Here is a 22,966-nt window from a genome sequence, read left to right on the forward strand (position 1 = left end):
TTACATAAAGCGGGCAAATTAGGATGGCCACAGCGATTCATGGGAGGTAATCGCCATCTTCGAAAGATATGACGCATATTCAAAGCTTCTTCGTTTTGTCAAAGAATCGACAGACTGCAGATTCGGATGAGAAAAAATACTGCGGCCCGGACGTGAATTCGCTTCAAACATCCATACCTTACCGTTTTGATCAATGCCAAAATCAAAACCAATCTCGCCAACGAACCCATCGATATGGTCATGAAGCACTTGGCTGGCGGTCAGCGCCGCCGCAGAAAGCTTTTTAATGACACGTATTCGTTCCGTCGGATCATCGTATACTTCGGCCAGTGTTTTCACTTCCCCGCCATTGGATAGGTGTGTTGTAATGCTGTTTTCTCCTGAAATTTTTACTGCGATGGCAGTCACAGTCCATTTCCCTTTCCCGTTTTTATTTGTATGAACGCGGAAATCGGCTGGGTTTCCCTCAAATTCAATTAAATGTACCCCTTGCTGAACGAGAAAGACAGCGGGATCATGCTGTTTTTGAAATTCATCCAAAAATGCGGAAGCATCGGGATAGTCGATTGAAGAAAAAGATTTAGCATCATTCGTATGTTTCACAGTCAAACCGGATTCCGTTTTGGCGAGCTGATAAATCCCGGTGCCGAGTGCTCCGTCCGCCGGTTTTATATAAACCTTGCCGAATGAATCACTCAGCTCTTCAATCTGCTCAACAGTAGGATGAAGGATTGATTTTGGTAAAAAAGGAGCCGTTCTTGGGTCTTTTTCCAGCAATTGATGAACATCCCATTTGTTGAAAAATGTTTTGTTGAACCATGGAATTTGATATTCATTGATCAGCCGGTTTTTTGTATTCTGCAAGACAATTGAATTCTCGATTTTTCTGTTTGGCAAACGGTCATACACGACGTTCGGCAGCGGGACAATGTGTTTCTCCCAGCCGTTTTCCCTATACAGAAGCGCTTCAATCGTCCCTTCCTGCCAATTGATTTGGTGCGCGCCAAACACGAAGCAATAGCTTCCTGTTTGTTCATGCAAAGTGAGCAGTTTAGAAAAAAAGAGAGATCGATCCTTAAAAGGGCGCTCAAGTGAGGCGGTAAACCCCGCGGTGAAGATGCCGATTAACGGACCAATGTGCACTGAATGATCATGAATGAGAATATCAGCCCGGCTGCGGTGCGGTATCAACAGTTCGTGAAACAGATTTTCAGAGAGGAGCACTGTCTGTTCGAGATTTCGTCTGAAAGTAACATGGCATCTGACAACCTTCGTTCCAAATGAGGCAGACAAAAGGCCGTCTTGCTTCATTGCGGAGGGCAGAAACAGAGTATTTTCACTGTTTTTGTCTATGCCGATCAAAAACCGTTTACGATTCACGCGGAAGGACTCCTTTCTGGTTTTGCAGCGAAAATAGATATTTGCACCGCTTAAGAGGACAAGTAAATAGATGTTCTTTTTTCTCAGGGGAAACATGAAGTATTGATTTTCTGCCTGGTTTAGAATTGATATCCAGGATCCAGATTCTCCCGTCCTTCGCAAGGCATATATCCAGACCAAGTTCAAATAACGGCCCGTATCGCTCATCCAGATAATAAGGAACCGATTGGGTAATCGAGAATACGTCATCCAGTAGAACTACCTGCTGTTTTTTCGGAATATTTTCAAACCATGTATCAAATGTAAGCGTATCCGATCCGCCTGATAAATTGGCCAGCAGCCCATTTTTGTATCCGCGTCTCACTGCCTTTCCAACGGTATGCCATTCACCGTCCTCATTTTTTTGCATAAATAGCCGAATATCACAAGGGTATTGCTCCTTATCTTGGATATTTAAATAAGGCTGTATCAAATATTGGTGCTGCAGCACTTTTTTGCACCAGGTTTTAAAAGAAGCTTGGTTAGAAAAGGATTTTGTCTGTTTATCCTTTCCGATATGGTAGGTGGCGGTTATGTTTTTTTTGCCAAACTCCAGAAGTATCACGCCTCTGCCGCCAGCACCGAACGCCGGCTTTAAAATACAGGCTTTTCCTTTCAATAAATACGAATGGATTTGTTCAAATCGGCTCACCTTCATGGTTTCTGGAATGTAAGGATTGATCACAGAATGCTCCTGCAAATCTTGAAGCACCGTCCATTTATCAGGAAGACCCCGCCCGATAAATTCGGTTTTCGGATATTTTTTGAGCCATTCAACGATCGGCTTTGCTTTTTGGGATTGTGAATCCTTCCCATAAAAACAGCGGTCATAAATATAATCGGGAATCGCAAGTTCTGTTTCGTTCCAATTGCTGCTCGCTGGATGATAAACCAGCGCTTTGACACGCAGGGTGTCGGGCAAAATGTCAAACGGTGTAAAGCGGATCAAACGTATGCCGAATTCGGGCGCTCTTACGGCCAATTCTGCGGAAAAATCCTGCTCATGCTGGCGGGTTAAGGACATAAAACCGAGTGTTATCATGGTGAGACTCCCCCTTTTATTAAAAAGCTGCCGGCGGGTGTCAGCAGCGTAACGCTTCAAAAAACATCAGGAACACAGCTGTCGGTAGTCTACTTTACAGATTACGATTCAGCATCTTGCCCTATTCCTGTTAAACAAGCTGATTTTATGGCACTGTGTTTTGTCTCCTTGTTTGCTAAGTGATCACACCAACCTCTATAATACAAATAGGTCATTCTATTTATGAAAAAGTAAAAGCACAGATGGAGGCAGATGAGCAGGAATGGGTATTGCAGGAACCTTTATATTTATGATCGTGATCGGCGCAGTTATCGGCGCGGTGACCAATCATTTAGCAATTCAAATGCTATTTAGGCCGTATAAGGCATATTATTTGTTTGGAAAACGAGTCCCTTTTACTCCGGGATTGATTCCAAGAAGACGTGATGAGCTTGCGAAACAAATGGGGCTGATGGTGGTAAACCACTTATTAACACCTGAGGGTATTAAAAAGCGGCTTGTCTCAGATTCAGCCAAAAAGCAGGCGCTGCAAGTCGGGGAACAGCTGATTCAGAACCTGTCGTTATCTGAAATGACAGTAAAAGCAGCGCTTGAAAAAATCGGAGTAAAGCATCCGGGTGAAGCGGCAGATGCCTGGATCAGCCGCTGGACGGATGATAAATTGAATGAACTATTCCGCCGATATGAGCATCAAACGTTAAAAGAAGCACTGCCATTGGAAGTGCAGGAAAAGCTTGAAGAGAAGATACCGATGATTTCAGGCTATATTTTATCGCGAAGCATTCATTATTTTGAAAGTGAAGAAGGAAAAATCCGTCTCGGCAATATGATTGATGACTTCTTAAAAGAACGCGGTATGCTTGGAAGTATGGTGCAAATGTTTCTCGGTAATTCAAGCCTTGCTGATCGCGTGCTGCCGGAGCTTCTGAAGTTTTTGCGGAATGAGGAAACGAATAAGCTGCTTTCTGATCTTCTGAAAAACGAATGGGGCAAGCTGAAGGAGTATACATTTAATGAAGCGGACGAAAAATGGAACGCAAAAGTATTAATCTTTAGCCTGAAGCGAAGAGTGCTGCAAGCATTTTCAACTGCTCCGTTTTTTGAAAATACGATTGGCTCGCTTACTGCCCGCTATGAAGATGATCTGAGCCATCGTGTCCTGCCGGCGCTTTTAGACAAATTGCTTGAGGGGATTTCAACCAATCTCGAAAGTGTATTAAAACGAATGCGCCTTGAGGAAATTGTAAAGGAGCAGGTGGATCAGTTCCCGGTACAGCGTCTTGAAGAAATGGTGCTGTCGATTTCGAAAAAAGAATTTAAAATGATAACCTATTTGGGCGGCCTTCTCGGCGGAATCATAGGTGCGATTCAAGCTTTGTTTGTCATCCTTTTTTAAGAAGAAACGGGTTTCGATTAATGAAAGGAGCTCCATAGTCTGTTATAGTGGAGGGGTATGTCAATTGGCAATGATGAAAGGAGCTATGTACAATGGCTGTTAATTTTTATGATGTAGCGTATGATCTGGAAAATGCATTGCGCGGGAGCGAAGAGTTTACCCGTTTAAAAAACCTGTACGATGAAGTAAACGCAGACGAGTCTGCGAAACGAATGTTCGAAAACTTCCGTGATGTGCAGCTGAGACTTCAGCAAAAACAAATGGCTGGAGAAGAAATTACAGAAGACGAAGTGCAGCAGGCTCAAAAAACTGTTGCGCTTGTGCAGCAGCACGAAAAAATTTCTCAGCTGATGGAGGCGGAGCAGCGTATGAGTATGCTGATCGGCGAATTAAACAAAATCATCATGAAGCCTTTAGAAGAGCTTTACGGCAGTGTCGAAGGCTAATCAATCAAAATCCCTTCTGGATAAGAAGGGATTTTTTTATTCGTTCAGCAAATTTGAAAATCCAGCGACTTTTTGACCTCTCCATTAATGATCACTGATAATGTGTGAATTCCTTTGTAATGTTTTCTTGTAGATAAATCCTTAAATGATTGCGTTTTGGTATATGATTTTGTTTCGTTTTTTCCTATATTCGTTTCTGTTATTTTAAATACCTTTCGATGACGCTGGCCTCTGGCTTTTACGTAATCAATGGCGTACTCAATTCTTGCTTTTTGGTCCCTGTTTGAATGAATATGAAAAGTAAACTTGAGGGTTTCACCAATAGAAATACGGCTGGACTCGCATGTTAAATCCTGCAGTTGAATCGAATCAGCATCATGATAGCCAAAAAGTGATAAAGCCTGTTTATCGCCCTTTTTTAACAAGGTCCGGTAAGCGTGTTTGATGATCCAGTCTGTATGAGGATGTGTTCCATACCATTGTTCAGCGACTTTTTTCAGCAAGTGAGGATGTGTTTTTGATATATCATTAAGGTTGTTGGCCACACTTTTTCTCACATACAAAGACTCGTCCTGCATCAGCTGCTCAAGGATCGGCAGCACGGGTGAGGGGTCCAATTTTAAAGCGGGTACCGATTTTCCCCATGGAAGGCGGGGCCTGCTTCCTTCACTCGCAAGTCTTCTCACGTGCTCATTTTCATGCTTAGACCATATCAGCAATTGCGCAATCATTTTTTCCTGATCTAAAAGCAAAAAAGGCCTCACAGCAAATTCTGAAGTAGAATAATGCGTAAAGTATTCTAACGCCTTCATTGAATCATCCCAATGCTCTAATCCGTACTGTTCCACATAGTCAGGAAAAATGATTCCGCTGAGTCCCTTAAAATGAGGAGCTGCATCCCATAATACTGCAAGCGCTTCACCGTAATGTTTCGGCAATGTTTCGTATAAAGCAACGGTAATGCGGCGCATGCGTTCTTTTAAAGCGAGCGCAGGCCATTCTTCCTGCATTAAGAGTTCCTCGAATCTGTCTTTGTTGAACGCTGGATAGGTTTTTTTTACAGTATCTATTAATTGAGAGATCAGTTCTTGATTATAAATTTCTTTTAATACAGTCATCGGACCACCGCTTTTCAGTTGATTGTTTCTATTATATGCGAATGTATGTTCTTGTTCAAGGGATGATATCCAATAATTAACATTCTACGCTACCTTAGTTACACAGATATTGGTTACTTTTTTTAGTTAAAAAAACCCTTGTCTTCTGCAGAGAAAACTGCGATAATAACATTGAAAGCGCCTACACTTACCTATTTCAAATGGATACGGTCGCATATCATGCCGTTATATAGAGGGGATAAGCAACAGAGAGTAAGTGTTCGGAGCGCATCATTGGTCAAATAAGGGGTTCCTAATACATGATTTTTCGTAAATCGAAATAACGATATTAGGGAGAATGGCTGCTTCGATCGTATCCTATCATGTTTGCATAAATAAAGCCTGCTGAGTCAGGCTTTTTTTGCTGTACAGAAAAGGTTGTTCTAAACACAGAGACAGGGTCATATCCTATACACAAGTACAGTCATCAAGGAGGGGGACATCTCTGTGTCAAAACAATTGCTTGCCTTAAACATAGATGGAGCGCTGCTTCGATCGAATGGGAAAATTCATCAGGCGACGAAAGATGCGATTGAATATGTTAAGAAAAAAGGGATTTACGTCACACTTGTCACCAACCGCCATTTTCGCTCGGCTCAGAAAATAGCAAAATCGCTGAAGCTTGATGCAAAGCTGATCACCCACAGCGGCGCCTATATCGCTGAGAAAATAGACGCGCCCTTTTTTGAAAAAAGAATTTCTGACGACCATACTTTTAATATCGTTCAAGTGCTTGAGAGCTATCAATGCAACATCAGGCTTCTTCACGAGAAATATTCGATTGGAAACAAGAAAAAGGTCAATTCAAATTTGCTTGGAAAAGCGCTGATCCACCCGTCAGATCCCATCTTTTACCCGGTTCAGTTTGTTGAATCGTTAAGCGATCTTCTGATGGATGAACCGGTTAGTGCGCCCGTCATCGAAGTGTATACAGAACACGATATTCAGCAAGACATTACAGAAACGATCACAAAAGCCTTCCCGGCGGTTGACGTGATTCGCGTAAACGATGAGAAAATGAACATTGTTCCAAAGGGAGTTTCGAAGGAAGCGGGCCTTGCACTTGTCGCTTCGGAACTGGGACTGGCGATGGAGGATGTAGTCGCTATCGGCCATCAGCAAGACGATCTTCCGATGATTGAGCTTGCCGGCCTTGGAGTAGCAATGGGGAACGCTGCACCGGAAATTAAGAGAAAGGCCGATTGGGTCACGAGATCAAATGACGAGCAAGGCGTCGCATATATGATGAAGGAATATTTCCGTATGCAGCAGCGAAAAGGGTTCCTCGATAAGTTCCACATGAAACGCGTATAAAAAAGCCGCTCGCGCCCAGACAGGTGCGGCGGCTTTTTTGCCGGATTGATTTTAGCTACTTATTTCTGTACACTTAAGAAAGTTTTGAATCTGATAAATTAGGTGATGAAGTTGCAAATGAAAATAGAAGGCATACACGATGACCGCCTTCATCGGCCACTGCAGAATATCGCAAATTTGTTTTATGAGGAATGCGATCTTGTCTACGGCGGAGAGGAGCCGGCGGATCTTGTCATCTCTTTAGCGTGTACGCAAACGGATGAGCATGTGACGGTTTCAGGAGAAGTGAAAGGAACCGGAATTAAGGAACACCATACGAAATCTTTTTCTCCTGATATGAATGAAAAAGAAGCTTTCAAACAAGTAAAAAACACAATTTCTTATGTTTACTTAAATCTTCTTCAAGCGCATACGGGCATGACGCAAAAGTGGGGAATCCTCACGGGAATCCGCCCGACGAAGCTGCTTCATAAAAAGCTGCAAAGCGGGATGCCGAAGGAACAGGCGCATGCAGAATTGAAAAAAGACTATTTAATTCATGATGAGAAAATCGAATTGATGCAGCAAATTGTCGACCGGCAGCTGGCGGCGGTGCCTGATTTGTATCAAGTAAAGGAAGAAGTCAGTATTTATATCGGTATTCCTTTCTGCCCGACCAAATGTGCGTATTGCACCTTCCCTGCGTACGCCATCCAAGGACAAGCAGGCAGAGTCGGCTCATTTTTGTGGGGGCTGCATTACGAAATGCAGAAAATCGGCGAATGGCTGAAGGAGCATGACGTCAAGGTCACAACCATTTATTTTGGCGGCGGGACGCCTACCAGCATTACAGCGGAAGAGATGGATCTTCTGTATGAAGAAATGGTTCGCTCCTTCCCGGATGTGAAAAATATTCGTGAAATTACTGTGGAAGCCGGCCGCCCCGACACGATTACTGAAGAAAAACTTGCCGTGTTGAACAAATATGATATTGACCGGATCAGCATTAACCCGCAATCCTATGAAAACGAAACGCTCAAGGCGATCGGCCGTCATCATACGGTGGAAGAGACCATTGAAAAATATCATCTGTCACGCCGGCACGGCATGAATAATATCAATATGGATTTAATTATCGGATTGCCTGGCGAAGGCGTGAAGGAGTTCAGACACAGCCTTTCAGAAACCGGGAAACTGATGCCGGAATCGCTGACTGTTCACACCCTTTCCTTTAAGCGGGCGTCAGAAATGACAAGAAATAAACATAAATACAAAGTTGCGGGGAGAGAAGAGGTTTCTCAAATGATGGATGATGCGGTAGCTTGGACGAAAGAGCATGGATACGTGCCGTATTATTTATACCGCCAGAAAAATATTCTTGGAAATCTGGAAAACGTCGGGTATTCGATTCCGGGCCAGGAAAGCATCTACAACATTATGATTATGGAAGAAGTGCAGACGATTATCGGCATCGGCTGCGGTGCGGCAAGTAAATTTATTGATCCGGATACAGGGAAAATCACACACTTTGCCAATCCGAAAGACCCGAAATCATACAATGACCGATTTGAGCACTACACGGACGAAAAGATCAAATATTTAGAGCAGATTTTTGAGAGAACGACAAAGCAGCACTGATCACAGTGCTGCTTTTTTTTATCCCCGCTGTTTTTTCACAGGCTGAACGTCCTGCTTCCATTTAAACACCTTGTTCAGCTGGCGGTAAATCCATTTTGATTCTTTTGTTAATAATGGCCCCAAAATCGCCAGAATAAGGACATATAGTGCGGCGAATGGCTTTAATGTGGCTGACAGGCCGCCGGCTATGCCGAGATTGGCGACGATAATCGAAAACTCTCCCCGTGATACGATCGTAAGACCGATATTAGATGAGGCTTTATGAGAAAGCCCTGCGCGGCGTCCCGCCACCATTCCGGCGATAAAGTTTCCGAATATGGTCAGGATCACAGCTCCCAATGCCAGCCAAACCGCTTCACCAAGTGAAAAAGGGTCTATGCTGAGGCCGAAGCTGAAAAAGAACATCGCGCCGAAAAAGTCGCGAAACGGAACGACAAGGTGCTCAATCCGATCGGAATGCTCTGTTTCTGAAAAGACCAAACCGAGCAGCAGCGCGCCGATGGCTTCTGCCACATGAATTGTCTCTGAAAACCCGGCGATGAAAAAGAGCGCTGCAAAAATGACGATAATAAACACTTCATTCGAGCGAATGTCCAACAGCTTATTCAAAAGCGGCGGGAGCTTTCTGGCTGCGATAAAAAACAGTAGCATATAGCCAAATGCGATCAGAATGGACAAAAGCGCACTCCCGACTGATGTCGCGTCTCCAAGCACAAGGCCGGAAACAACAGACAAATACACGGCAAGGAAAATATCCTCAAACATAATAATGCCGAGAATCAGTTCGGTTTCCGGGTTGGCCGTTCTTTTTAAATCGACCAGCACTTTTGCGACGATCGCGCTTGAAGAAATGGTGATGACGCCTGCCAGCACAAGGACTTCCAGGAAAGAAAACCCGGTGATAAAGCCATAAAGCAGTCCAAGGCTGAAGTTAATCAAGATATAAATTGATCCGCCAATTGCGATGGATTTTCCAGACTTGATCAGCTTTCCGACAGAGAATTCAAGTCCGAGATAGAAAAGGAGGAAAAGCACGCCCATCCGCCCGAAGAACTCAATGATTTCACTGCTCTCTATAAACGTGAGGTCAATAATCCCGACTTTAGGGGCATGAGGGCCTAGCAGCATCCCTAAAATAATGAGAAACGGGATAATTGAAAACTTAATTTTATTTGCGATGACACTGGCAATCGCCACAAGCACAAGCGCGGTTCCGACTTCAAACACAAGATGATCCATCCGCAGATCACACGCCCTCTCTAGAAAGAAAATCATGAGTCAGCTTCTTCAGATGCTTTCTTTCACCTGAGAGGACAAGTGTATCATCTTCTTCAATCACCGAGTCAGCACCCGGATTTAAAAACTTTTGTTGGTTGTGTTTAATGATGGCGATGACAGTGACATCATAGTTTTGACGGACATCAAGTTCGCCGAGGGTGCGCCCGATTGACTTCGCGCCTTTTTCCACCTTAAACCATTCAATAATGAGGTCGCTAAACGCCATCTCGATGGATTCCAGCGCCTGCGGCTTATAGACCATGCCGCCTAAAATGGCTGCAATTTGCCTTGCTTCAGAATCATCCAATGAAATATTGGAAAGAAGCTCATCCGGATCCCGGTCATCAAACCGATAGATTTCTCTTCTTCCGTCATCATGAATAATAATCGTCATTTTTTCGCGGTTTCTTGTTTCAATTTCAAATTTTTTGCCGATTCCCGGCAGGTCGTTTTCTTTTATATTCAATGAGAATCCCTCCGAATGTAGTATTGGCATAATGACAGGGTACAAACAAAACGGTATCCATTCATATTCGGAGGTAATTAGACTGGTATTTGATCGGGATGGCACAAACCCTTTCCAGCCTGTTGATGTGAGGATCATCAAGCGGTTTGGCAGATAACGTTCTGATAGACTGCGCCAATGGATTGTACTCTTTCAAAAACTCCGCCAGATGCAGACTGCCCGGTGACGGCGTTTTGGCTGATTGTGATTCTTTTGGATATGAGGACATTGGCACATAGCTGTCAGTGCTTGCATCAAACTGGGAGGGCAGGACCACGTCAGAAGGGGGAAAGTACACCATAAATAAGCTTAATAGAAAGCTGATCAGCAATTTATCCATGTTACCTTCCCCCTTTCTCATTCGATATCCCTTCCATTTCACTATATAAAACTTTATGTTCCCATTCAAATGATATGCATTTTTCAGTATCTATTGACCTTGAAAAATAAAAAAGGTTTCTTTAAGGACGGCGGGGAATGTATATGAGAAAGAAAAAAAAGAAAGCGTATACATGGAGGTGTTTCATATGGATTATATTCAATATGAACTGAAGGGGCCTGTGGCAGAAATTGTGCTGAATCGCCCTGATGCTCATCACGCCTTGAATGAGCAAATGCTGTTCGAACTGAAGGAGGCGTGTGAAAAGGTTTCTGAAAGCGAGGCGCTCATCGTCCTCCTGAGAGGTACCGGAAAAAGTTTTTCGGCAGGCGGTGATATACGGATGATGACTTCTGGTCATGATCCTGATCAATTTAGGCAGCTGATGGATACGATCGAAGCCATTACTTTAACGTTATACGAAATGAAAAAAGTGACAATTGCCGCTGTCCATGGTGCTGCCGCGGGACTGGGTCTGAGTTTAGCACTTTGTGCTGACATTGTGCTTGCAGAGAAAAATGCTGTACTTGCAATGAACTTTATCGGCATCGGACTTGTTCCTGATGGCGGGGGCCATTATTTGCTGAAAAAAAGGATTGGGGAAGCGAAAGCGAAAAAGCTGATTTGGAGCGGGAAAAAGCTATCCGCTGAAGAAGCGGCTGGCATGGGTCTCTTGGATGGTACATTTAACGGAGAGCCTGCGGAAGGTGCAAGACCTTATGTTGAAACACTTTTAGCCTCGCCTCTACTGGCAATGATTGAGACGAAAGCCATTTTTCAGAGCCTCCATATTGATGAATTGAAGAAGGTGCTGGCTCTTGAACGAAGTGCCCAGGAGAGAATGAGGATGACAAAAGATCACCAGGAAGGAATCCGTGCGTTTTTAGAGAAACGGGAGCCAAAGTTTCAAGCGTAACAGATCAGCCGGGAAGCTGATCATCTCTGAAACAAAATCAGCTTTCCGGCTGCATTCACTAAACGATGGGTATGATGATGAAGCTCTTTTTCCTTTAACAGGGCTTCACCCTGCTTTTTTGCCGCATCTTCGTTTTCCGCCTCAAATCGCTCGTTTATCAGTGTTTCTCCCGAAGGATCAAAAGCCGTAAGAAAATACTCCGCCATCATATTTCGCCTCCAACTATATCATTTATCGTTCCTTCTCCATTTATATTCTAAAAAAGCAAACCAAAATCCTTTATTATGTTTTAACCATATATAGTATATAATGGGTCGAGGAAGGAGGAGATTCGGTGCTGACGATTGATCACGTAACGAAGACATTTGGAGATTATAAAGCGGTTGACGGATTGAATTTAGAAATCCCGGAACAGCAAATGTTTGGCCTCTTAGGCGCAAACGGAGCGGGAAAAACGACGACCTTTCGCATGATTCTCGGCTTATTAAGCATTACGAAGGGTACGATCAGCTGGAAAGGCCGCCCCGTCAACTACAGTATGAGCAACAAAATCGGGTATTTGCCGGAAGAGCGCGGACTTTATCCAAAAATGAAGGTAAAGGACCAGCTTGTCTATCTGGCAAGATTAAAAGGTATGGAGAAAGGTGAGGCTGTAAAAGAGCTCGGAACATGGCTTGAACGCTTCAATATAACAGAATACGAGAATAAAAAAGTAGATGAGCTTTCAAAAGGAAACCAGCAGAAAATCCAGTTTATTTCGTCGGTTTTGCATAAGCCTGAGCTGCTGATTCTCGATGAACCATTCAGCGGGCTGGACCCTGTCAATGTCGAGCTGTTGAAGGAGGCTGTTATCTCTTTGAAAAACAGCGGTGTCTCGATTTTATTTTCCAGCCATCGGATGGAGCATGTCGAGGAGCTGTGTGAGCACCTTTGTATTTTGCAAAAAGGAAAGCCTGTTGTGCAAGGCAGTCTGAAGGAAATTAAACGTTCATTCGGCAAAAAGAATGTGACCATTCATTCCGATGACGATCTGCATTTTTTACAGGGGCACGAAGGCATTACGCAATGGAAGGAAACGGCCGGCGGCGTAAAGCTCCAAATTGCCAATGAAGACATCTCTCAAGAGATCTTCGCCATGCTCCAAGGTAAAGGTTTTATTCGAAAGTTTGAGCTTGAAGAGCCGTCACTCCATGACATTTTTATAGAAAAGGTGGGGGCCGTCTATGAATAAATTTTTGATCATGCTTTCTCATACATATAAAAATAAGATTATGGCAAAATCTTTTATTATTTCTACTGTCGTCACGGTTTTGCTTGTTTTGGCTGTCACTAACTTAGAATCGATCATTTCTATGTTTCAAGGAGAAGATACAAAAGAGAAAATTGCAGTTATTGATGAAACAAACGAATTATATCCGATTTTCTCAAAGCAGCTGAAAGCAGTCGATACAGACAGCGATCTTGATGTGAAGCAGTCTAAGCAACCAGAGGAAAAAGTTACAAAGCAGGTCAAAGATGAAACGCTTGACGGCATGCTCATTATCAAAAGAGATGAAAAAGGGACGATCTCAGGGACGTACAAAGCGTTAACGATTTCGGATGAAAGCACGGTTCAAACACTGCAGCAGGCGTTAACGCAAACAAAAACCGCTGTTGGAACAGAGGAACTCGGCGTTTCGCAGGAAACCATCAGCAGCCTCTATGCGCCTGTCACTGTCGGGCAGGAGGCGCTGAAAGAGGGTGCAAAGTCTGAGGAAGAGCTGGGGCAGGCGATGGGGCTTGTTTACATTATGCTGTTTGTCATCTATTTCTCCGTTATTATGTATGCCAGCATGATTGCGATGGAGGTTGCGACCGAAAAATCTTCGCGTGTCATGGAAATCCTCATCTCAAGCATGCCGCCGATCCAGCAAATGTTTGCAAAGCTGTTAGGCATCGGGCTCGTCGGAATAACACAGCTTGCTGTCATTATTTCTGCCGGATATCTGTCGCTGAAGCTGAACAAAACGAGCGAAACGGCTTCATCTGTCGGCGGTTTTCTTAATCTGACCGACGTTCCCGTTTCCACCGTGATATATGCGGTTATTTTCTTTTTGCTCGGTTACTTTTTGTATGCGACACTGGCCGCGTTTCTTGGCAGCGTCGTCAGCAGAATAGAGGACGTGCAGCAAACGATCACACCGATGACGCTTTTGGTGGTTGCCGGTTTTATGATTGCCATGTTCGGACTAAACGCTCCTGAAGCAGGATTTATTACGGTCACGTCGTTTATCCCGTTCTTTACGCCGATGATTATGTTCTTGCGCGTCGGCATGCTTGAAATTCCGTTTTGGCAGGCGGCTGCCGGCATCGGGATAACTCTGCTTACCATTATCATACTTGCCGTCATTGGCGCCAGAATTTATAAAGGCGGCGTCTTGATTTACGGCAACTCAAGCGCATTTAAAGCAATCAAACAAGCGCTGCGTTTGGCAAAAAACTGATTAAAAAACAGCCTGGGAATGCTCAGGCTGTTTTTTAATTGTATTCGTTCTGACAGAACGTGCATTCGTAAGAAATCGGTGCTAAAATAAGGGTACTTCATCCTGGAAAGGAGCAGAATGTTGACTGATCTAACCTTTATTCATGCGGCAGATCTTCATCTCGACAGCCCGTTTTATGGGATATCGCATCTGCCGGAACCCATTTTTGCCCGGATCAAAGAAAGCACGTTTTCAAGCGTGAGACATATCATAGACGCTGCAATCACAGAGAACGTTGATTTCGTTTTGCTGGCGGGGGATTTGTTTGATGAGGCCAATCGAAGTTTAAAGGCGCAGCTCTTTTTAAAAAAACAGTTCGATAGACTTAGAGAGTACGGGATTTCAGTCTATGTGATTTTTGGGAACCATGATCATCTCGGCGGAGAATGGACACCGATTGAATGGCCGGAGAATGTTCACATGTTTACATCCCCAGTCCCTGAAGAAAAATCGTTTTATAAGGATGGCAGGCGCGCAGCAAGCATTTACGGTTTCAGCTATCAGACCAGAGCCGTGACGGAAAATCTAGCCGCCCGCTACCGGAAATCAACTGACGCGCCCTTTCATATCGGGATGCTCCACGGCACGTTATCAGGGTCTGAAGGACATGATCCATATTGCCCGTTTACTCAGGATGATCTTGTGAAAAGCGGAATGGATTATTGGGCGCTTGGCCATATTCACAAACGCCAGGTTCTTGTTGCCGGGCACCCAGCCGCGATATATCCGGGAAATCCTCAAGCGCGCCATATGAAGGAGACAGGAGATAAAGGCTTTTATCTTGTCCGTGTGGAGCGCGGAGATATGTCCTATGAATTTAAGAAAGCGCATGACGTCCTATGGGAGAAAGCAGAAATTGATGTGTCAGCGGCAGAGAATATGACCGCGCTCTTTCAAATTGTCGAGGACACGTTTTCAAAACTGCGGAAAAAGGGGACTCCTGCATGTGTGAAGCTCGTATTACAAGGGACCGCGCCAGAATGGTTATTGGATGCGCCGAGAGGTTCATTGGACGAGCTGCTTGAAGCCTTTCAGGAGCAAGAGGCGGACGAGGAGAATTTTATATGGCCGCTTTCATTGGAAGATGAGATGGAAAATGAAGCAGAGCTTAACAGCCTTGATCCTTTTTTTGGCGGTCTATTGGATGACATTGAACAGACTGATCTGGCAGGCGTGCTGGAAGGGCTTGAACGGCATCCGGTATATAGGAGACACGCAGACCGGTTTAGTCAAGAGGAGACCAAGGAAATAAAAGAGCAGGCACAGGTTCTATTGAAAAGACAGCTTAAGGTGCTTGAGACATGAGGCGGTGAAAGCTATGCGAATCATATCATTACATATCTACCAATACGGAAAATTTTCAAACCGGACCTTTCACTTTTCCGCCTCGCCTGTCCAATTAATCTATGGATTAAATGAGGCAGGAAAAACGACGATGATGTCATTTATAGAAAGCATGCTGTTTGGATTTCCGAAATCGAAAAAATATGAACCGAAATCAGGCGGCGTGTATGGCGGTGTTCTTGAGGCTGAGCACCCTGCATACGGCGTGATGAAGATTGAACGGACAAAAGGAGCCGCTGAGAAGGTAAGGGTGTACACAGAATCCGGGGAAGTAAAGCAGGAAGATTTTCTAAAGCAGCTGTTCCAGGGCACGGACAGGGCGCTGTACAAAGCCATTTACTCGTTTGATGTATTCGGATTGCAGGAAATTCACACCTTTAATCGGGACAAGATCGGGGAATTCCTGCTGTTTTCCAGCCTGTTTGGCGCTGAAGCCGTATCAAAGCTTGATTCAAGGCTGACGAAGGAAAGCGAAAGGCTCTTTAAACCAAACGGCCGAAATCCTCATTTGAATCAGGAATTAGAAACGCTGAAGCAGCTGGCAGCAAAGCTGAAACAGGCTGAAGCGGAGGAGGCGGGCTATCATCAGCTTCTTGAGGAGAAAAGAACGCTCGAATCCCGTCTTGCAGCCGCTGAAACAGAGCTGAAAGAGACCGCGGAACATATTCGAAACATCGAAAGAGCCATTGAACTGAAACCGGTGCTAATCGAAAAAACTGCGCTGGAACAGGCGATTGAACAATATCCGGACCATGCGGGGCAATTCCCTGCTGACGGATTACATCGTTTAGAAAAGTATGAATCCCATCTTCATCCGAAATCCGCACAGCTGGAGGCGCTTCGGGTTAAGCTTGCAGAGTTGGACAAACAGCTGCAAAAGCTTAACCCAAATGAGGCCATATTGAAGAATGAAGCACTTATCTCAGAGCTATCATCAGCGTATCATATGTACCAATCCTACGGGGAACAGCTTGCCGCCATCCAGGCTCAGCTGCGCCAGTCCTCTTCACAGGCAGCGGCCGGGCTGGAGCAGCTAAATAAAACAGATGAAAATGAACTGCTGAATATGAACACGTCCTATGACTATGAATGGCAGCTCCAGCAGACGGTGCGGCATTACGTGCAGGCGAGAGACAGAAAAAGACAGCTTGATGAAGTGTTTGAAGTGGCGAGGCGCGAGCTGGAAGACGCTGAAAGGGCAGTTCGTGACATATCTTCCGTCATCCTTGAAAACAGCCAAAGAAAAGAAAAAGAAGCCGTTCTTAAAGCATATGATGAAGCACAGGGACAGCATCAAGAGCAGATGAAACTGAGGGAACAGCTGAAGTTCTTCGAAAGGCAGCAGGCGAAACAAAAGAAGACCGTGATGGCAGCAGGCATTCTCTTCATGGTTCTCTTTCTGCTGCTGAAGCAATGGATTCCAGCTATATGCATCGGTGCCGCACTCGTGCTGTATGCCTTTACAACTGGCAGAAAGCCGCTGTCTTCTGAAGAAGTAAGGGAGACGAAAGAGCCAGAGACGGATATTTCTCCGCGAGAAGCCGAAGCGATTAGAGAAGCATTATGGGAGGATGACCGCAATAAACAGCACCTTATATCGTTGCGGGCAGAGCTTCAGCAAAAAGAGGCAGCTTACGAAAGGATCATTGAGCAATTTGAACAGTGGGAGGCCGATATGGCTCCCTCCTTCAGCCAAGCTGAGCAATTCATGAATGAACTCGGATTTAAGGAAGACCCTTCCTTCTTACTGGATGCTTACAATGTAATGAAGGACGTACAAAAAGAAGTGAAGAAAAAACATGAGTTGACGATCGAAGCCGGGAGACTACAAAAGCTTCGGCGGACTTTTGAGGAACGCGTCAGAATGCTGCATCCTGACAAAATCGATTCTCAAACCCCCGTGGCTGATGTCCTTCACGAACTGCGGAAAAACGCGGAACGCGAAAAAGAGATTGAGAAGCAAAAAAGAGAAATTAATAAAGATATTCAATTTCACGAAGAGCAGGTGCTGGAGCTGGAGCAAGAAATACGTTATTTCCAAGCACAGATCGAACAATTATTCACTGAAGCGAGAGCAAAAGACAGAAATGAGTTTTTCGCCATAGCCGACATCAGCAAGAAATGGAAGGATATTGACACAAAGCTGTATAACGTAAATGCACAGCTTCAAGGTGTCAGCTCAGCAGAACTTAATCTGGCAGACTCCGGCACTCTTTCTGAATTGGAGCAAAAAAGACTGCAGGAACATGAAAAAAAAGAACGGCTCGATGAGGAGCTGAAACAGCTGCGCGCTCAAATCGCATTGCTTTTGGTCAAACAGGAACAGTTAGAGGCTTCGGGATTGGTCTCTGACCTCAAATTGCAAACTGAAATGCAAAAAGAGCGTGTGAAAGAATCTGCAAAAAAATGGGCTTCGATTCAAATGGTCAGACATGTGATCAAAAACAAAATGGAGCGGCATAAAAAAGTCGGTCTGCCGCGTCTTTTGGAGACAGCCGAGAAATTCTTCCGCCCGCTGACTGACGGCAGCTATCAATCAATTTATTTTTCCGAAACAGATGATTCCATCCTGGTCATGAACAGTGCTGGAACGGTATTTCAGGCGGAAGAGCTGTCTCAGGGCACGTGTGAGCAGCTGTACACAGCAATTCGCTTCGCTCTGGCCGTTACTCGTCAGGATGGGGCTATGCTGCCCTTCCAGCTCGACGATAGCTTTGTCCATTTCGATCAGAAACGACTGAACCGCGTGCTGGAAATGCTTTCTGTTTTATCAGGAGGGGAACGGCAGATTTTCTATTTTACATGCCATGAACATGTAAAAACCGCGTTTCAAAGTGATCAAATCACCCATTTAGTGTCATAAATGAGGTTATATAGCTGATAATCGGTATGTGATATACTGATATTATGTAAGATACGGAGGGAGCTTTAATAGTATGGCTAAAGGGATTATGCTACATGAGGTTGGCGAACAGGTTGACCAATATCTATTGATTAAATCCTTAACAAAAGGGATTGCAAGCAATGGAAAACCGTTTTTAACTCTGATGCTTCAAGACCAGTCAGGTGATATTGAAGCCAAGCTGTGGGATGCCAAGCAAAGTGATGAAGTAACCTATGCGCCGCAGACGATCGTTAAGGTGGTGGGGGATGTCCATCATTACCGCGGACGCACCCAGCTGAAGCTGAGAAATATCAGACCGGTGAGCGAGAACGAAAACGTCAATATTGATGATTTTTTGGAAACTGCGCCGATTCCGAAAAATGAAATGCTGGATACCATCACTCAATATATATTTGAAATGAAAAATCCAAATATCCAGCGGATAACAAGATATTTGGTCAAAAAGCACGAAGCAGAATTTATGGATTACCCGGCGGCTACGAAAAATCATCACGAGTTTGTCTCAGGTTTAGCGTATCACGTCGTCTCTATGCTGAATCTGGCAAAAGCAATTGCTGATTTATATCCGTCTCTTGATCGTGATCTTCTGTACGCAGGAGTTATCCTTCACGATCTCGGAAAAGTAAAAGAGCTGTCGGGGCCAGTTGCCACTTCCTATACAGTAGAAGGCAATCTGCTAGGCCACATTTCGATCATGGTCACAGAGCTGTCAAAAGCGGCTGAGGAGCTTCAAATCGATTCTGAAGAGGTTTTGATCCTCCAGCACTTAATCCTGAGCCATCACGGCAAAGCAGAGTGGGGCAGCCCAAAACCGCCGATGGTAAAAGAAGCGGAAATTTTGCACTATATTGATAATCTGGATGCGAAAATGAATATGATGGACAGAGCGCTGGAACGCGTGAAGCCGGGCGAGTACACTGAACGTGTATTTGCACTTGAAAACCGTTCCTTTTATAAACCGACGTTTCATAAATAATCAATAATGAAAAAGGACTGATGCTGACATGTTCAGCTCAGTCCTTTTTTACATGCTTTTCCCGCTCATAACCTGTCTTATTCCTGCATAAGGTTAAAAATAAAGAATCTATGCAAAAGGGGGAGAAGCCCGTGTTGTTTTTTCCATGGTGGGTATATCTTTGTATTGTGGGCATCATTTTCAGTGCATATAAGCTGGTGTCAGCAGCCAAAGAGGAAGATAAGTTAGACCAGTCTTTTATTGAAAAAGAAGGTCAGATCTACATTGAGAGGATGGAAAAAGAAAAAGAACGCCGCACGTCCCAGCAGCGTGAGGAAGAAAACCAAAATCATTCCATCGCATAAAAAAAGCTGCGCAGCTCAGTGAGCCTGCACAGCTTTTTTTTATTTAGAATTGCTTGAAGAGCTGCTATTTGAAGAAGTGTTAAATGTATCCTTCAAATCTTTATCCTTCACATCGATGTCAGCTTTTTTCATTACTTTTTGAACGGCTGCCTGCACAGCTGTGTTGTCATTAAGTTTTTGGTCGAGAACATCAGATTTCAGCTCTTTTTTCATATCTTCATATTTTCCGCGTTCTTCAGTCTTTTTGATGATATGGTAGCCGAATTGTGTTTTCACAGGTTCGCTGACTTCGTTTGTTTTCAGTTTGAATGCAGCTTTTCTGAATGTAGAATCCAGTTGTTCGTTATCTTTTGAAATCCAGCCAAGTTCGCCACCGTTTGTAGCTGAGCCTGTGTCTGTAGAGTATTCCTTCGCAAGGGCATCAAATTTCTCGCCTTTTTTCAGTTTTTTCTCTACTTCCTCAGCTGTCTTTTTGTCAGCGACAAGGATGTGGCTTGCGCGAATTTGGCCTTTTAAGTTTTCCCAGTATTCTTTAATTTCGTCATCTGTAACTTTGATGTTATCTTTAGCTGCTTTTTGTGTAAGCAATTCATATTTAACTTGTTCTTTGAGGTAATCTTTTCCATATTGATCTTCTAACGCAGTATATTGATCACCGAGCTGTGTTTTGTATTCTTTCATCTTGTTGTCAATTTCTTTATCTGATACTTTGTATTTCTTGTCCAAAACTTTTTCTTGCACCAGCTGAGTCAGGACGCTCGCTCCAGCTTGCTTTTTCATGTTTGTGTAAAGTTCGCCTTTTGTTACATCGCCTGCGTCTGTTTTTGCGATGACTTCTTTGTCGCCGCTGCTGCAAGCACTGAGAGTGAGGATGCTTGTAGCAGTGATAGCTGCTATTGCGATTTTCTTCATTGTTTTCAAACACTCCTAATCATTCCAAATTGAATTGCCTATGCGTATCATAACATATTGTGGCTTTCTGTAAAAAGATTTTAAATAAAGGGCATTCGTCTAGTCAAACTTTTCCTGATGACATACAAATATATTGATCAAGAAAAGGAGGTATGTAACATGAGCGGAGGATATTCAAACGGTTTCGCTTTGCTTGTTGTACTGTTCATTTTGCTTATCATTGTAGGTGCAGCTTACATCTACTAAGCAGCAAAAGGGATCGCTTGTTGAAAAAGCGATCCTTTGCTTTCACAAGCGCCTAATCGTTTTATCAATTAACTGCATAAGATGTAATTGGAAAATAAAGCTTTTTACAGGAGGTGCTTTTTAAGATGGGTGAAGTATTTGCAGGCGGTTTCGCTTTATTGGTCGTCTTATTTATCTTGTTGATTATCATCGGCGCTTCTTGGCTTTACTAATCAATGTAAAAAAGCATAGCTGTCGGTTCTAACGAGGCCGGCAGCTATGCTTTCTTTACTTTCCTCATATTTAAACAGTAAAGGATATCTCCACAAATGAAGAGATCAGTAAAATTAATATACATACATTGATAAATCGAAATACCTTATCCTGGCGCTCTTCAGGAATCTCTCTGACAAGGCATAGTGTATTGGTGAGCCTGTTTATAAAGTAAACAATAAACAAGGCAGCCACGATAAAATAGAATAAAATGATGGGAGATTCCCCCTCTCTCTGAACTGCTCCCATATTACATTACCAAATATTGATCAAAAAAGATAGAATGCAAACTGAAAAATCGGCACAGCGTCAAGCGTCAGCTACTTTTCGACCAAAATATCAAAGCCGTCTGCTTCCTGATCGATAAAGCATGCTTTCGGTGCTTGCATCAGCTTCAGAGCCAGCAAAAAGTCCGGCAGACAGTAGCCTGCATGAATGCCTGAAATCATGCAGAAGTAATGGGCGTGATTCGGAAACGCCAGTGCGGCGTAAAATAATACAGGTGTTATCAGCATAAAAGGGCTTAACAGTGAAATCAGCATCGTCGTTTTCGGTATCCGTTTCCACGTTCGCATACGCCATACGTAAATCTTTTTTTCTATTTTTCTTTTTTTGCAGATGATCGGCAGGACATGGATGACTTTATGTACAAATAAAATAACGACGAGCAAAACGCCGAACAGCGGTACATATTCATCACTCAAGCTTGTTTTAGGCCGCAAAAGCTCAAATGCTAAGAAGTTAGATATAAAAACCATAATCATGAAACACACAGCAATCAATATTATGCGAACGGCACCATAATCTTTCATCAGATTTATGGTTTTCCAGCAATTCATCAAAGTCATCCTTCCGTACATCTTGAGTAGAATCTCAAAATAATTTACTCCTCTCAAGAAAAAAAATCAATGCTTTTTTAAGAAAAAATATCTTTCAGCAGGTATTTTTTTGAAAGGGGCAAACAATCTATGAAATATGGGGTTAGAACTTTCTTCTCAGTGAATTATCAGCTAAAATAAGATTAAAGATAGAAAGAAGTGGTGTGGATGGATTCGATGGATCATCGCATTGAGCGATTGGAATATTACATACAATTATTAGTGAAAACAGTGGATATGGACAGGTACCCTTTCTATGCGCTGCTGATTGATAAAGGGCTGAGCAGAGAAGAAGGGGAAGAGGTTGTGCGCATATGCGGTGAGTTGTCAGAGGAGCTGGCAGCACAAAAAGCGCAAGGATTTGTAACCTTTGATAAGCTCCTTGCGCTTTTTGCCGGACAGCTGAATGAAAAACTAGATGTTCATGAAACGATTTTTGCCCTGTATGAGCAGGGGCTTTATAAAGAACTGATGGAGGTTTTTATAGACATTATCAGACACTTTGATTAACTGTTTACAGGTTCAAGTTCTTCGGCTGATTCATCCGCAGCAGTGTCCGTTGCTTTTTTCTTCAGTTTTCCGTTTACGCTTTCAAAGTCGTTGTCGATATTTGTGAGTGATGTTTCAAAGATTTCCATAAAATCATCGCCGTATATATGGCGGATCATACACATCATTTCTGCCACTTCAGGGAACTTTCCGAATAAATGATACAGAGGCTGTGACCCTTTAAAAACCGCGTTGCGCGTCGGATCAAATTCTTCAAGCAAGCTCCAGAATACCTCAGTTCCTTCCTCAGTCAGCTGAACATATGTGTTTCGTTTATCGTTCAGCCGTTTTGAAAACCTTAAATACCCGCGTTCTTCGAGCTTTTTTGAAAAGTTAAATGCCGTTGATACGTGCATGACCCCGAACTTTGCTATTTCAGAAATGGAAGCTCCATTCAGCTGATAAGCGATCCATAAAATATGGTGCTCATTAATATTCAGGTCATACGGTTTGAGCCATTGCTGCCAATCCTTCTCAATCGATTTCCAAAGAGCCTTGCTAAGCTGAGCCATTTTCTGGGTGAAGACCAGAGCCTCTTTCACATCATAAGGCGGTTCCACTTGATTCAT

General features: G+C 43.7%; 25 protein-coding genes. 14 read left to right on the forward strand and 11 right to left on the reverse strand.

All coding sequences use genetic code 11. From position 1 onward, the window contains the following. Positions 1-18: 18 nt before the first annotated feature. Positions 19-1,380 (reverse strand): YheC/YheD family protein, encoded by a 1,362-nt coding sequence (locus tag NST56_RS05450; protein ID WP_339180557.1) that lies wholly within the window; start codon positions 1,378-1,380, stop codon positions 19-21. Further along, positions 1,370-2,461 (reverse strand): YheC/YheD family protein, encoded by a 1,092-nt coding sequence (locus NST56_RS05455; protein ID WP_339180559.1) that lies wholly within the window; start codon positions 2,459-2,461, stop codon positions 1,370-1,372. The genes NST56_RS05450 and NST56_RS05455 overlap by 11 nt, the downstream gene beginning before the upstream one ends. Positions 2,462-2,723: 262 nt before the next feature. Between NST56_RS05455 and NST56_RS05460 the strand changes: the two genes are divergently transcribed. Next, the gene (locus tag NST56_RS05460; RefSeq protein WP_339180562.1) at positions 2,724-3,857 is read left to right on the forward strand and encodes a DUF445 domain-containing protein; all 1,134 of its coding nucleotides are present in this window, start codon (positions 2,724-2,726) and stop codon (positions 3,855-3,857) included. Positions 3,858-3,949: 92 nt separating this feature from the next. Continuing rightward, positions 3,950-4,303, forward strand: a complete 354-nt coding sequence (locus NST56_RS05465; RefSeq protein ID WP_010333576.1) for a YlbF family regulator — start codon at positions 3,950-3,952, stop codon at positions 4,301-4,303. A gap of 44 nt (positions 4,304-4,347) precedes the next feature. Here the strand turns inward: NST56_RS05465 and NST56_RS05470 are convergent, their stop codons facing one another. After that, a complete protein-coding gene (locus NST56_RS05470) occupies positions 4,348-5,421 on the reverse strand; it encodes a DNA alkylation repair protein (protein WP_339180565.1) in 1,074 nt (357 codons plus the stop codon). A gap of 486 nt (positions 5,422-5,907) precedes the next feature. On the opposite strand from NST56_RS05470, the gene NST56_RS05475 reads away from it, so the two are divergent. Next, entirely contained in the window at positions 5,908-6,774 is an 867-nt protein-coding gene (locus NST56_RS05475) for a Cof-type HAD-IIB family hydrolase (protein WP_010333578.1), read from the forward strand. A 111-nt stretch (positions 6,775-6,885) separates the two neighbouring features. Continuing rightward, positions 6,886-8,391, forward strand: a complete 1,506-nt coding sequence (locus NST56_RS05480) for a coproporphyrinogen III oxidase (protein ID WP_326217163.1) — start codon at positions 6,886-6,888, stop codon at positions 8,389-8,391. 18 nt (positions 8,392-8,409) lie between these two features. Here NST56_RS05480 and khtU read toward each other — a convergent pair whose 3' ends face one another. From khtU to NST56_RS05495, 3 genes are all read right to left on the reverse strand, one after another. Beyond that, the gene (gene khtU, locus NST56_RS05485; protein ID WP_339180571.1) at positions 8,410-9,630 is read right to left on the reverse strand and encodes a K(+)/H(+) antiporter subunit KhtU; all 1,221 of its coding nucleotides are present in this window, start codon (positions 9,628-9,630) and stop codon (positions 8,410-8,412) included. 7 nt (positions 9,631-9,637) lie between these two features. Then, positions 9,638-10,135 carry a K(+)/H(+) antiporter subunit KhtT gene (gene khtT / locus NST56_RS05490; protein ID WP_010333581.1) on the reverse strand — a complete coding sequence of 166 codons (498 nt, stop codon included), beginning with the start codon at positions 10,133-10,135 and terminating at the stop codon, positions 9,638-9,640. A gap of 61 nt (positions 10,136-10,196) precedes the next feature. Continuing rightward, complete coding sequence (locus NST56_RS05495) at positions 10,197-10,535, reverse strand: hypothetical protein (protein WP_168747320.1); 339 nt, start codon at positions 10,533-10,535, stop codon at positions 10,197-10,199. A gap of 166 nt (positions 10,536-10,701) precedes the next feature. Between NST56_RS05495 and NST56_RS05500 the strand changes: the two genes are divergently transcribed. After that, positions 10,702-11,469 (forward strand): enoyl-CoA hydratase, encoded by a 768-nt coding sequence (locus NST56_RS05500; RefSeq protein WP_168747321.1) that lies wholly within the window; start codon positions 10,702-10,704, stop codon positions 11,467-11,469. 20 nt (positions 11,470-11,489) lie between these two features. Here NST56_RS05500 and NST56_RS05505 read toward each other — a convergent pair whose 3' ends face one another. Next, positions 11,490-11,675 (reverse strand): YhzD family protein, encoded by a 186-nt coding sequence (locus tag NST56_RS05505; RefSeq protein ID WP_010333584.1) that lies wholly within the window; start codon positions 11,673-11,675, stop codon positions 11,490-11,492. A gap of 128 nt (positions 11,676-11,803) precedes the next feature. Here NST56_RS05505 and NST56_RS05510 point away from each other — a divergent pair, with 128 nt between their 5' ends. The 6 genes from NST56_RS05510 (at position 11,804) to NST56_RS05535 (ending at position 19,560) form a co-directional block, all read left to right on the forward strand. Then, positions 11,804-12,700, forward strand: coding sequence for an ABC transporter ATP-binding protein (locus NST56_RS05510; protein WP_010333585.1), 897 nt, complete (start codon positions 11,804-11,806; stop codon positions 12,698-12,700). Then, positions 12,693-13,952 carry an ABC transporter permease gene (locus NST56_RS05515; protein WP_326197313.1) on the forward strand — a complete coding sequence of 420 codons (1,260 nt, stop codon included), beginning with the start codon at positions 12,693-12,695 and terminating at the stop codon, positions 13,950-13,952. Before NST56_RS05510 ends, NST56_RS05515 begins: the two co-directional genes overlap by 8 nt. Positions 13,953-14,069: 117 nt before the next feature. Then, positions 14,070-15,296 (forward strand): DNA repair exonuclease, encoded by a 1,227-nt coding sequence (locus NST56_RS05520; RefSeq protein WP_326197312.1) that lies wholly within the window; start codon positions 14,070-14,072, stop codon positions 15,294-15,296. Positions 15,297-15,300: 4 nt separating this feature from the next. Further along, complete coding sequence (locus NST56_RS05525) at positions 15,301-18,198, forward strand: AAA family ATPase (protein WP_339180579.1); 2,898 nt, start codon at positions 15,301-15,303, stop codon at positions 18,196-18,198. Between the two features lie 73 nt (positions 18,199-18,271). Beyond that, on the forward strand, positions 18,272-19,216 hold the full coding sequence (yhaM, locus tag NST56_RS05530; protein WP_168747325.1) for a 3'-5' exoribonuclease YhaM: 945 nt from the start codon (positions 18,272-18,274) through the stop codon (positions 19,214-19,216). A 131-nt stretch (positions 19,217-19,347) separates the two neighbouring features. Then, positions 19,348-19,560 (forward strand): sporulation YhaL family protein, encoded by a 213-nt coding sequence (locus NST56_RS05535; protein ID WP_010333590.1) that lies wholly within the window; start codon positions 19,348-19,350, stop codon positions 19,558-19,560. Between the two features lie 39 nt (positions 19,561-19,599). Here NST56_RS05535 and NST56_RS05540 read toward each other — a convergent pair whose 3' ends face one another. Further along, a complete protein-coding gene (locus NST56_RS05540; protein ID WP_168747326.1) occupies positions 19,600-20,472 on the reverse strand; it encodes a peptidylprolyl isomerase in 873 nt (290 codons plus the stop codon). A 159-nt stretch (positions 20,473-20,631) separates the two neighbouring features. Between NST56_RS05540 and yhzE1 the strand changes: the two genes are divergently transcribed. Together yhzE1 and yhzE2 are read left to right on the forward strand one after the other, a co-directional pair. Next, positions 20,632-20,718 (forward strand): sporulation protein YhzE1, encoded by an 87-nt coding sequence (gene yhzE1, locus NST56_RS05545; RefSeq protein WP_003327753.1) that lies wholly within the window; start codon positions 20,632-20,634, stop codon positions 20,716-20,718. Between the two features lie 125 nt (positions 20,719-20,843). Continuing rightward, the gene (gene yhzE2, locus NST56_RS05550) at positions 20,844-20,930 is read left to right on the forward strand and encodes a sporulation protein YhzE2 (protein WP_003155248.1); all 87 of its coding nucleotides are present in this window, start codon (positions 20,844-20,846) and stop codon (positions 20,928-20,930) included. Positions 20,931-21,000: 70 nt separating this feature from the next. On the opposite strand, the gene NST56_RS05555 is transcribed toward yhzE2, so the two are convergent. Beyond that, entirely contained in the window at positions 21,001-21,219 is a 219-nt protein-coding gene (locus tag NST56_RS05555; protein WP_081720768.1) for a hypothetical protein, read from the reverse strand. Between the two features lie 71 nt (positions 21,220-21,290). Continuing rightward, positions 21,291-21,809 (reverse strand): DUF3267 domain-containing protein, encoded by a 519-nt coding sequence (locus tag NST56_RS05560; RefSeq protein WP_029441201.1) that lies wholly within the window; start codon positions 21,807-21,809, stop codon positions 21,291-21,293. Positions 21,810-22,016: 207 nt separating this feature from the next. On the opposite strand from NST56_RS05560, the gene NST56_RS05565 reads away from it, so the two are divergent. After that, on the forward strand, positions 22,017-22,358 hold the full coding sequence (locus NST56_RS05565; RefSeq protein ID WP_024120776.1) for a YhaI family protein: 342 nt from the start codon (positions 22,017-22,019) through the stop codon (positions 22,356-22,358). On the opposite strand, the gene NST56_RS05570 is transcribed toward NST56_RS05565, so the two are convergent. Continuing rightward, a complete protein-coding gene (locus tag NST56_RS05570) occupies positions 22,355-22,966 on the reverse strand; it encodes an HTH-type transcriptional regulator Hpr (RefSeq protein WP_024120777.1) in 612 nt (203 codons plus the stop codon). The two genes, NST56_RS05565 and NST56_RS05570, sit on opposite strands and share 4 nt — an antisense overlap.

Source organism: Bacillus sp. FSL R5-0560, assembly GCF_037966305.1.
GTDB lineage: Bacteria > Bacillota > Bacilli > Bacillales > Bacillaceae > Bacillus > Bacillus mojavensis.